The organism is Xanthomonas sp. Leaf148 (genome assembly GCF_001423585.1).
In the GTDB taxonomy this organism is placed as follows: Bacteria; Pseudomonadota; Gammaproteobacteria; order Xanthomonadales; family Xanthomonadaceae; genus Xanthomonas.
Genome location: NZ_LMOP01000015.1, coordinates 53,728 through 65,272, shown reverse-complemented (window position 1 = coordinate 65,272; position 11,545 = coordinate 53,728). Strand labels below are relative to the sequence as shown.

Genomic DNA, 11,545 nt, shown 5'->3' with positions numbered 1-11,545 from the left:
CGGGGTGATGGCGGCCATGGTGCCGGCCGCTGCGCCTTCGGCATCACGACTGATCTTGCTCATGGTCGAGCCGGTATCGACCATGTTCTTGGTGGTCGAATCGCGTGCGCTGCGGTACGAGGCACCCGGGTCGTAGGTCACGCCCACCGAGAATCCGCTGGATTTACTCGACTGACTGGATTGCGACTCGACCGTGTCCTGGCGTGCCAGCAGCGCGATGTCCTTGGCTGCCAGCGTCAGATCCTTGCCGGCACCGATGTCCGAGGCGGCAATGGTCAGTTGGTTGCCCGCGCTGATGACAAGATTGCCATCGGTTGAGCCAACGGATGAGGCAACCTGGGTGACCGATTCAGATGAATTCTCGCTATTGCTGCGCGCTTTGCTGTAACCAATGCTGGCAACACCACCGCCAATGCTGCCGGTCAAGCCGGATCGCTTCTGGCTGAAGCTATGTGCTTCGCTGCTGATGTCCTGCGCCGACTCGATGGTGACATTGTTGCCTGCCGCCAGACGTACATCGCCATTGGCAAGCACGGTTGAGCCGACCACTGCCACATCGTTACCGGCAGAGATATTGACGGACTCGCCGCTCAGCGCCGTACCGATCGCAAACGTGTCGTGCCACTCATCATGCGTAGTCGTGGTCTTGCTGGAGAACGTGCCCTTCTTCTTCTTGGTCATGTCCTGCACGGCATCGTGCTGCTCGCTGGCGGCGAGCAGGTTGACGTCGTTGCCGGCGGCCAGAGTGATGCCGCCCTCCTTGGCGGCCGCCGATGCGGCGGTCAGGTTGATGTCGTTTCCGGCCTGCATGGCGAGATTGCCGCCGGTGCTGAACTCGGTGCCATAGACGGTTTCATCGCTGGTCGCGGTGGTCTGCTTGAAGCGCTTGCGCGTTTCCAGGGTGTTGCTGGTGTCCACCGTCGTCAGCGTGCTGGCATTGATATCGTTGCCGGCGCTGATGCCTAGGCCTTTGCCGGCGTCCAGCTTGGCCGCGACCAGATTGACGTCATTGCCGGCGCTGAGGATGAGGTTGCCGCCGGCCGTCAGTGCTTGTTGATCGATGGTTTGGGTCGTGGTTGTCGTGGTGACGCGGGTTTTGCCCTCGCGTGTCTTGTAGCTGTTGGTTTCGCTGTCGTTGAGCACCGACTCGACGTTGAGATTGTTGCCTGCTGCCGCGATCAGATCGCCGCCGGCGCTGACGTTTGCCTGGCGGATGGTCAGGTCGTTGCCTGCGGTGAGTTGCAGGCTGTCCCCGGTACTGATGGTGGTACGCGTGGCGACCTTGCCGTCCAGACCGGTGGTCGGGGTCAGCGAGAGGTCGTTACCCGCCTGCAGCGCGGCGCTGCCGCCGGCCTTGATGGTGACGCCCTGCAGTTGCAGGTCGTTGCCTGCCGAGACGATAAGATCCTTGCCGGTGATGACCGACACGGCATCGCCGCCGCGCAGCAGGCCGTTATCGTCGCGCAACGCGCTTGGGGTAAGGCTGAGGTTGTTGCCTGCGATCAAGGCCGCACTGCCGTCGGCCTGCACGCGGGTACCGGTCAGCGTCATGTCGTTGCCGGCAAACAGTTGCAGGGTGTTGCTGGCAGTAATGCCCGACAGGATGCCGACGCCGTTGATGGCCTTGGTTGCTTCGCTGATCAGGTTGTTGCCAGCGACCAGGGCGACATCGCGGCCCTGGATCTGACCCTGATTGAACAGGTCGTTACGTGCTTCTAGCGCCACGCTGCCGGTGCCGCTGATGCGGCCCTGGTTGAGCAGGTTGCCTGCGGTGATGCTGACGTCGGCACCGGCGATCACGCCCTGGTTGCTCATGGCATTGGTGGCGTTGAGCTCGACGTTGCCGCCAGCAATCAAGGCGCCATTACCGCGCAACTGCAACGAGTTGGAGGCCAGATACACCACCGGCACCAGTACCTTCTGGCCCTGGTAGTGCTGCTCCACCATCCAAACGATGTCTTGCGTCAACGCGGCCGCATGGGCGGCGGTCAAGCCCACGCCCATGCTCAGCTGCAGCTGACCAGCGGCCGCGACACCCGACTCCAGCAAGGCGCGGTACTGCGCCACGCCATCGGCGTAGTTGCCCAGATAGCGGCGGCCGGTGAGCTGGGTGATCTGGTCCAGCACCAGGCGCTGCTCGTAGAAGCCATCGCCCAGACGGGTCTGGGTCCACTCCGGGTCCACGCCCAGCTTGTCCAGCAGGAAGTCGCTGCTGATGAAGTTGTCGTAGTTGACGAAGCGCGGGTCGGTCTCGATCAGGTAGCGACGGCCCGGCCCATTGCTGCGCCAGGCATTGATGCCGCCGAGGCCGACTGCCGCGCGCCCCATGGCAGTGCGATCGGTGGCGTTGCCATTGGACAAGCGATACAACCCGCCGATGGGCAGATCGATCTGCGTCAGCGAGGTCTGGCCGCCGCCAACGATGTTGGTCACCGGAATGGTGGCCGGATCGATGCGGGTGCGGCTTTCGCCAGCCCCAGCTACGACGCCGCCACCGGTAGCGGTGGCCTGCACGTTGGCCTGATCAACGGTGCTGCGAACCAAGCCACTGTCATTGGACATGACCGGTGCGACCGACATGGCGACGATGCCGCCAGATGCCGCAAGCGACGCATCCTGCGTATTCGCGCCAACCTGCGCACCCGCGTTGCCGGCAGTATTGCTCGCCACGCTGATGCTGGCTGCACCGCCATTGGCCCGACCGATGACGGCCTGACCACCGACATTTGCCGCGGTCTGCCGCGTGCGGCCGCTCAATCCACCTTGTGCGCTGACGCCGTTGAGCGAGGCACCGCTGATGTTACGGCCATCGCTGCCGACGGCGCCGTTGCTGATGTTGGCGCCGTTGATGCTGACGCCTTGGCCTCCGGTCATGCTGGCGCCCAGGGCAATATAGCTACTGCTCGTGGTCGAGGAATTCAGCCTCTGGTCTTCTTCCTCGTAATAGCAGACGACCTTCTGCCCCACAGGCTGCATGCAGTCGTTGGTGATCGCAGTAACGATATGTTCGACATCACTCTGGCGAACCGTCTGGTTTAACGCAAGCGCCTGGTTGAACAATTGCTCGCTGCCGGAAATCATGTTGTCCGAGAGCCCACCAAGACCCCGTTGATTTGCTGCGAAAAGCCCAGCAGCGGCGATAGTGGATGCATTATTTGTGACGCTACCGGAGAGCAGGATGTTTCCGCCTGCAGCAATCTTTCCCTCAGCGCTTGACGATGACAGCTGTTCCTGCTGGATTACTTGGTAGTTGCGATAAATACCCGGCGCGAGCCCCCTGTAAGGGTAAGGCGCACGCGCACCCTGCAGATTCCTGATTGCTTTGCCTTCGATGAGCTCGCCACCCGAATACACATCGTCGCCAGGATCGGTAGAAACGCTGGTCGTATTGATCGCCCGCCGCCGATTATTCAGCTGACTAGCCGCAATCAAAATGCTTCCATCGGCCTCAATACTGCCCGACAGGTTATTCACCACACCGGTGCGCGACACCAAGGTGCCACCACCATCCTGCGCACCACCAATGGCGATATTGCGCAGGCTGAAAATGCGCGCATCGCGATTGAGCAGTTGATCGCGCACGATCAGGTTCATGTTGCCGGTGGAACCCAGCAGGGCCGAACCATAGGCAGTGTTGTTGGTCACACCGCCAAAATCTGCGCCGTTGACCAACGTGCCGGTATTCACCGACACATTGCCGCCGACGATGCTGCCGGTGTTGTAGACACTGTTTGCCACCAGCGATAGCGCAGCGTTGCCGGAAATACTGCCGGCGTTGTCGATGACATTGCCGCCGTTGAGGCGGGTATCGTTGGACAGGATGTTGGCGCCGGCACGGTTGGCGATACTGCTAGCGGTGATGTCCAGGCGGCGCGCTGCCTTGAGCGTTGCCTCGTTGACCAGGTTGCCGCCCACACGCAGGTTGAAATCGCCATTACTGGTGAGATCTGCGCCGGCGCGATGCGTGTAGTCGCTGCGCAAGGTCAGATCCAGCAGGTTCTGCGCCAGGATGCTGCCACCACCATCGAACCCGACGGTATCGATCACCACATCGCCAGCGCCGCCGGTGATGCTGCCCGCGCCAATCTGACCACCGGCATTGCTCAGGCTCTGCAGGTTCAGGCGAACTGCCTGCTCGGCTTTGATCCTGCCGTTCTGATTGTTCAGCGTGGCGCCTGCGCGCTGCAGCAGGAAGCTTGCGCCGGCATAGATGTTGCCGCCCTGATTGTTCAAGGTGTTGGTATTGGCGATCAGGTCGCCGCCTGCCACCAGCTGCCCGCTGTTATTGGCAATACTGGCAGCATCGATCACCACGCTGCCGCGGCCACCGAGATTGCCACTGGTATTGGTCAGCGCACCGCCGGTACTGATACGCGTCAGACCGCTGCCATTGTTGACGATGCTGCCCTGCGTATTGTCGATCCGTCCGCCCGATACGGTGAGTGTGTTACCGGCGTCGAGCTGGCCGCCGCTGTTGAGCAGCGCGCCTGTCACCGCAACATTGAGATCGCGGCCCGCACTGAGTTTGCCGCTCTGGTGATTGTCCAGCTGGCCGCGTGCGGTGACGCTGAGGTCACGCCCGGCTTGCAGGCTGCCACCGGAGCTTGCGATGTTTTCCGCAGTGATCACTGCATCGGTACTGGCACCAATGATGCCAGTGCCGTTATCCAACCCACGAGTGAGCTCGACGCGCAGACTGCCGCCCACACCACCGCTGCTCACCGCCTGCAGCGTGCCACCGCTATTGCTGAGGCTATCGGCACGCAACGTCATCGCGCCACCGCTGGCCTGCAATAGGCCGCTACGGTTGTCGACAGCACCACCGCTTTGCACTGTCAAACCGCGTGCAGCGACCGAACCACCGAGATTGTTGAGGCTGGCCGCAGTAAGCGTTGCATCGCCAGCGGCAGCCACCGTGCCCCCCTGATTGTTCATGCCGCTGCTGGCGCCGATGGTCAACGTCCCCTGCGAGACGATGCGACCGTTGGCATTGCCCAATGCGCCACGGCTGGTGACCGACGCAGTGCCAGTACCAGCATGTTCGATCCGTCCCTGCGCATTCTCAAGGCTTGCGGCAGTGATGGTCAGATCCTGCCCATTGCTGGCCAAGGTTCCCAACGTGTTGTCGATTGCGCCACCAATGCTGACGCGCGTCGTGCCTGCACCACTTTGAACGAGACGGCCGCCGGCATTGTTCAAACTGCCGCCATCGATGCTGAGCTGACTGGCCTGGAGTTGGCCGCCAGTCGTCGTGAGACGGCCGTTATCGATGGTGCCGCCTGCCTGCACGGTCAGCGTGCCGCCGGCGAGCAGATCACCGCCACGATGGTCGAGGCTACCGCCGGTGGTCAGCGCGACATTGCCGGTGGCGCGCGTGCTCGCACCAGCCAGCTGCAGCTGGGACCCCTGCGCCAGCAGATTGCCGCCCGCCAGCAACTTGCCCGAGGCACTCAGCTGGCGATCGGCGACCAGACTCAACGTACTGCCGGTTCCCAGGTTGCCATCGCCGGCAATGCCTGCACCAACCGTACCGGCGATGCTGATTTCGCCCGCACGCAGGCTCAGATTTCCGGCGGCGGTGGTCTGCCCGGCGTTTTCGATACGCGCGCCTTGCAGTCCCATCGTCTCACCACTGACCACGCCCTGCTGACGCACCACGGCGTCGCTGGCCAGCGTGATCTGCTGGCCGCGTAGCTGACCTGCAACGGTCAGATCGCTTTTCGAGCGCAGGTCGAGCGTGCTGCCTGCACTCAGGGTGCCGCTTTGCGCCAACGCGCCGTCGGCTTGCGCAGAGAATGCGCCCGCCGCTGCCAGGCTGCCGTCGAGCTGCAGGTTGCCACGGCTGATCAAGGCGACGTCGCCGCGCTCGCTACCGAGCTGACCAGTGCTGGCGAGCTGCGCGGCCTCCACACGCAGGCCGTTGCCGCCAATCAAATCACCGCGATTGTCCACCGCACCTGCGGCGGTCAGACCCAAGCGCTGCAAGCCGTAAGCCTGGCCGGTCTGACGTAGTGAGCCGACACCAAGCGTCAATTGATTGCCTGCGCGCATCGCGCCTGCATTGTCGAGCAAGCCGGCGATAGACAGCGTGGTATCGCCTTGTGCCAGCAGCACGCCCGTGGCGGTGTTGCTTGCACTGGCTGCGGTGACGGACAGATTCTGGCCGGCAACAACCTGCGCCGCGTTGGTCAATGCGCCGGCCGTGCTCAGCACGACAGCGCGATCAGCCTGTGCCACTCCGGCCACTGCCAGGTTGCCCGTGCTGCGCAGGCTCAAATCAGTGCCCGCATCCAACGCGCCGCGGCTGTCGATCGCCGCGCCATCAAGACTGATCGCACCGCCGCCTTGCAGGACAGCAGTTTGTCCGGTGGTGACCGTCGCGCCGCGCAGGGTTGCGTTGCCGCCAGTGGCGGCCTGCCCGTTCAACGCCAACGTGCGCTGCGCCTGCAGGTCGAGGGATGAAGCCGACTGCAACGTGCCTGCTGCAACCAGATCGCGCCCTGCGTGCAATGCGACCGACTGCGCCTTGAGCGATCCACCTTGCTGCAGGTCACCAGCAGCGGTTGCCTGCAACGTGGTTGCGGCAGCCACAACACCTTGCAACGCGATGTCGCCGCGGCTGACCAGCGTGACGTTGGCTGTTTCACTGCCAAGCTGCCCGCTGCTGCGCAGGGTGCCTGCGTCCACGGTCAACGCGTCCTTGGCGATCAGGTTGCCGCGGTTATCGACCAGCCCGGTCGCCGTGACAGTCAACGCCTTACCAGCAATGGCGGCACCGCTCTGGTCGATGCTAGTGGCAGTCATGCGTAAATCGCCACCGCTCTGCACGCTGCCTGCGTTCTGCAATGTGCCAGTGGTGAGTGTGACGCCACCCTGTGCAGCCAGCGTGCCCGTGACAGCATTGCTGACAGTGGCTGCCTGCACCGATAGGTCACGGCCTGCGATGACCTGACTGGCGTTGCTCAACGCGCCGTCGGCACTGAGTACGACGTCGCGGTTGGCTTGCGCCACGCCTGCCAATGCCAGTGCGCCGGTACTGCGCAGACGCAAGTCGCTGCCGGCGTCGAGCGTGCCGCGGCTGTCGATTGCCGCGCCCTCCAGGGTGATCGAACCAGCGCTTTTCAGCACAGCAGCAGTTCCGGTGGCGATGCTGTTGCCACGCAACGCGGCATCGCTGCCTGCCTGTGCCTGACCATTCAGGACCAGCGCACGCTGCGCCTGCAGGTCCAGTGTGGAGGCTGACTGCAGCGTACCGCCGGCAGTGAGATCGCGACCCGCTTGCAGGCCAACTGTCTGCGCGGTGAGCGAACCAGATTGCACCAGGTCACCAACTGCAGTGGCCTGCAGCGTGGTGGCGGCAGAGACGAGGCCTTGCAGATCGATCGCATTCTGGCTGATCAGCGTCAGCGCGCCATTCACCGAGCCAAGCTGGCCGGTGCTGGTAATGCTGCCGGCGGCGATGCTCAGATCCTTGCCGGAAACCAGCTGACCACGATTGTCGAATGCGCCAGTCGATGCGATCGAGATCGCATCGCCGCTATAGAGTCGGCCGCGCTGCAACAGCGACCCTGTCGACAGCGCCAGCCCACGCTCGCCGTGCAAAGTACCGCTATTGTCCAGTGCGCCAGCGATCTCGACACGCAGATCGCGCATCGCACCCAGCGTCGCATTCGTCAGGTTTTCGGCGCTGGCCGCCTGCACACTGAGGTCGCGTGCGGCGACAACTTGCGCGCCATTACGCAATGCACCAGTAGCGGTCAGCGCGACGTCACGTCCGGCCTGAGCGATACCGCCCAATGTCAGATCGCCTGCGCTAACCACGCTCAGATCGGTCGCTGCATCGAGCGAGCCACGGCTATCGATCGCTGCGCCATCCAGGGTGATGTTGGCACCGCTCTGTAGGACAGCCGTGCCACCAGTGGCGATGGTTGCGCCCTTGAGGACGGCGCTGCCCGCGCTCGCTGCCTGGCCATTCAAGGCCAGCGTGCGCTGGGCCTGCAGATCCAGGGTGGATGCAGAATTCAGGGTGCCGCGGAGAGTGAGATCGCGGCCAGCCTGCAGTGCAATGGACTGCCCGTTGAGCACGCCGGCTTGCTCAAGAGCACTGCCGGCGGTAGCGCGCAACGTGGTTGCCGCGGCGACCACGCCGCCCAGCTGCATGACGCCCTGGCTCGCCAACGTGACATCGGCACGTTCGCTGCCCAATTGCCCGGTGCTGCGCAGCGTGCCTGCATCGATCTGCATCGCATCCTTGGCAATCAGCGTGCCGCGATTGTCCAGCGTGCCCGCTACCGCAACCGTCATTGCCTTGCCTGCAGACACGCTGCCGCTCTGGTCCAGTGCTGCCGCGGTGAGCTGCATATCGCCACCGGCCTGCACGCGGCCGGCGGTGTTGAGCTGCGCCGTGGTCGTCAGGGACACATTGCCCTCGCCTGCCAATACGCCAGCGGCGGTGTTGTCCAGTCGTTGCGCCTGCACTGTCAGATTGCGGCCTGCGACGACCTGCGCGGCATTGCTGACGGCGTTGGCCGCGCTTAGACGCACATCACGTCCGCTCTGTGCAATGCCAGCCAGGGACAGATCGCCATCGCTGCGCATTTGCAGATCGCTGCCTGCGTCGAGTGTGCCGCGGCTATCGATTGCGGCGCCGTCCAACGCGATCGCACCGCCAGCCTGCAACACCGCACCCTGGCTGTTAATCACGGTGGCTGCACGCAATGCAGCATCGCCGCCCACCTGACCTTGTGCGGCAAACGTCAGTGTGCGCTGCGCCTGCATATCCAGCGTGGATGCAGCACGCAAGGTGCCGGCCGCAGTAAGATCGCGACCGGCAGCGAGGACCATGGTTTGCGCGGTCGCGGAACCTGCTTGTTGCAGATCGCCACCGGCCGTGGCCTGCAGCGACGTCCCCGCAGCGACCACACCCTGCAATGCGATGTCGCCATCGGTGGTCAGGCGCACCTCTGCCGCTTCGCTGCCGAGTTGACCGGTGCTGCGCAAGCTACCGGCCTCGATCTGCAAGGCGTTCTTGGCCACGATGTTGCCAGTGTTGTCGAGCGCACCTGCTACCGACGCCGACAGCGTATTGCCCGAACCGACCCGGCCACTCTGGGTCAGCGTGTCAGCGGCGAGCTGGAGTGCATTGCCGGCATAGAGGCTGCCGGCGTTATCGAAGCTACCCGTGCTGCGCAGACGCGCATTGGCATCGGACGAAAATGCCGCACCCTGAGCATTACGCAGCGACGCAGCATCCACCTGCAGTGCACCTGCTGCAACCACGTTGGCGCGATTGTCCAGCAGCCCACCTGCCTGCAAGGTAGCAGCGCCTGCGCTCTGCACCGTGCCGCTCAGGGCCAGACCATTAGTGCTTGCAATCCGCAGATCGCCGCCTGCATCGATCACGCCATCATGATCGACCGTGGAGCCGCGCAATTGCAGCGCGCCGCCACTGCGCAGCTGCCCACGTTGACGCAATGCACCGTTCGCCTGCAGGTCGAGCACACCAGCCGACTGCACGATGGCATCACTGCTCAACGCGCCGCCGGTGGCGATACTCAGTGCACCACGCGTGCTCTGCAACGTGCCGGACACCGCCGCATCGCCGCCGCTGCGTAGGTTCACGCTGGCGGCATTCACCGCACCGGCAATCCGTGCATCCGTGCCGGCATCGAGTGCCAGCGTGCCGCCTGCCACCGTGTTGCCGCTCAAGCTCAAGCCAGCGCGGCTGCGCAGCGTGGCGTCGCCGCGTTGGCTACCAATGTCGCCGCGGCTTTCCAGCTGTGTGGCGTCCACGGTCAATGCATTGCCGGCGACGATGGTCCCGGCGTTGACCAGCCCGCTAACCACCGTTGCCTGCACGTCACGCGCGGCAGACACGCTGCCGGTGGTGGTCAGATTGTTGGCCTGAACACGCAAGTCGCGCCCCGCATAGCCGCTGCCGGCATTGCTCAACGCGCCGGCGCTGCGCAGATCCAGATCCGTGCCAGCCGAGACGGCGCCGCGTTGCGCAATATCGATCGCAGCGGCGTTGAGCACGAGCGTATCGGCAGCGATCAGCCGACCCTGCACATCCAGGCGGCCACCGGCCTGTATCTCTGCACCCTGCCCGGCCTGGGCCAAACCGCCCATGCGCACATCACCGCTGCCGACCGCACGCAGTGCGGACGCTGCATCCAGCGTCCCCAGCGCATCGATGCTGGCTGCGTTCAATGCAATGGCGCTACCGCTCTGCAGCGGTGCCGGACAATGCAATGCGATTCGCGCGCAGCGTTGCACCCGTGCCGCCATAGGCCACACCGCCGCTGCGCAACACGCCGTCAGCGCCAAGCTCCAGCGCGCCGGTGGTATGCAGGCTGCCATCGGCGGTCAATTCGGAGCCGAACAGGCGGATCGCCCCCGCGCTGCTACGCCCGGTATGGCTCAACGCACCGTCGGCCTGCGCAGTCAACGCGCCAGCGGCCACCAGGTCGCCGGCAAGACGCATGCCTGCGCCACGCAGGCTGACATCACCCTGCTGCGAGCCAAGCACGCCGCGCTGGTCCAGATCACCGCTTGCCCGCACGTTCAAGCCATCGCGTGCCACGGCGGTGCCGCTCAGACTCACCTGACCAGCGCTGTCGATCTGCAGATCGCCGCTCTGCGCGGCCAGGGTGCCGCGGCTGACCACGCCCACGCCGGCTTCGGTAGCGATCAGGCGGATGCGGTCGGCATACATGCCGCCCAGTTGCGCGACATCGATGCCGATCGACGGCGCAGCACCATCGGTACCAGGCAGCACGTCGAGCAACATGCCGTCGTAGTTGACGCGCCCTGCGCCCGCGCTCGCGACCAATTCCCTGGTCCAGATCGACCCATTGACGCTGAGCTGACGCGACAGCAGATCCAGACGATCCACATTGAAGGCGTCAAGACCATTGCTGCCAATGCTGAGCGCACCGCCGGTAATGGTGAAACCAGTCAATGCGCCATCGCCGCCCAGGTTGGGCGTGCCGGTGGTCAGCGTGACGCGCGAGGTATTGAGAAATCCGCAGCCATCGCAGGAAATGCCATTGGGATTGGCAATGACCAATTGCGCCTTGGCGCCGGCGATTTCGGTGTAGCCCTGGAGGCGGCTGCTGGCAGAGGTGACCTCGTTGAGGATCAACGATGCCGCACCACTGCGCTGCAGATTGTTGTTGCCGGCCACATAGCCGCCCAGCTCGGTCTTGGATATCTGCGCGCTGTTGTTGAGGATCAACCCGTTCGGGCCGACGTTGAAATTGCTATAGCGATTGTGCGAAATGCCGCGCGCATTGGGGGCGACGATATCCACCACCGGCACACCGTTGGCTGCTACCTGCTGGCCGGGTGTCTGACCACCGGGGTTGGCCGTCGGCGCAACCTGCGCCCACGTCGGAAACGATGTCCAGGTCACGGTGAAGCACAGCAGCAGCGCCAACGCGCGCTTGCTTTGTTCGGCTACGTAACCACGCACGCTCATCGCTTCGGTGTCCATCGTTTCTCTCTCGCCGCCCGCAGGCGTCATCAATCAACAAGCGCGCCGCCG

1 pseudogene is annotated in these 11,545 nt (G+C 64.3%); it reads right to left on the bottom strand.

Annotated features, from left to right (window positions below):
• Window positions 1-11,494: pseudogene (locus ASF90_RS21035) on the bottom strand (hemagglutinin repeat-containing protein); the annotation flags it as partial.
• Window positions 11,495-11,545 lie beyond the last annotated feature (51 nt).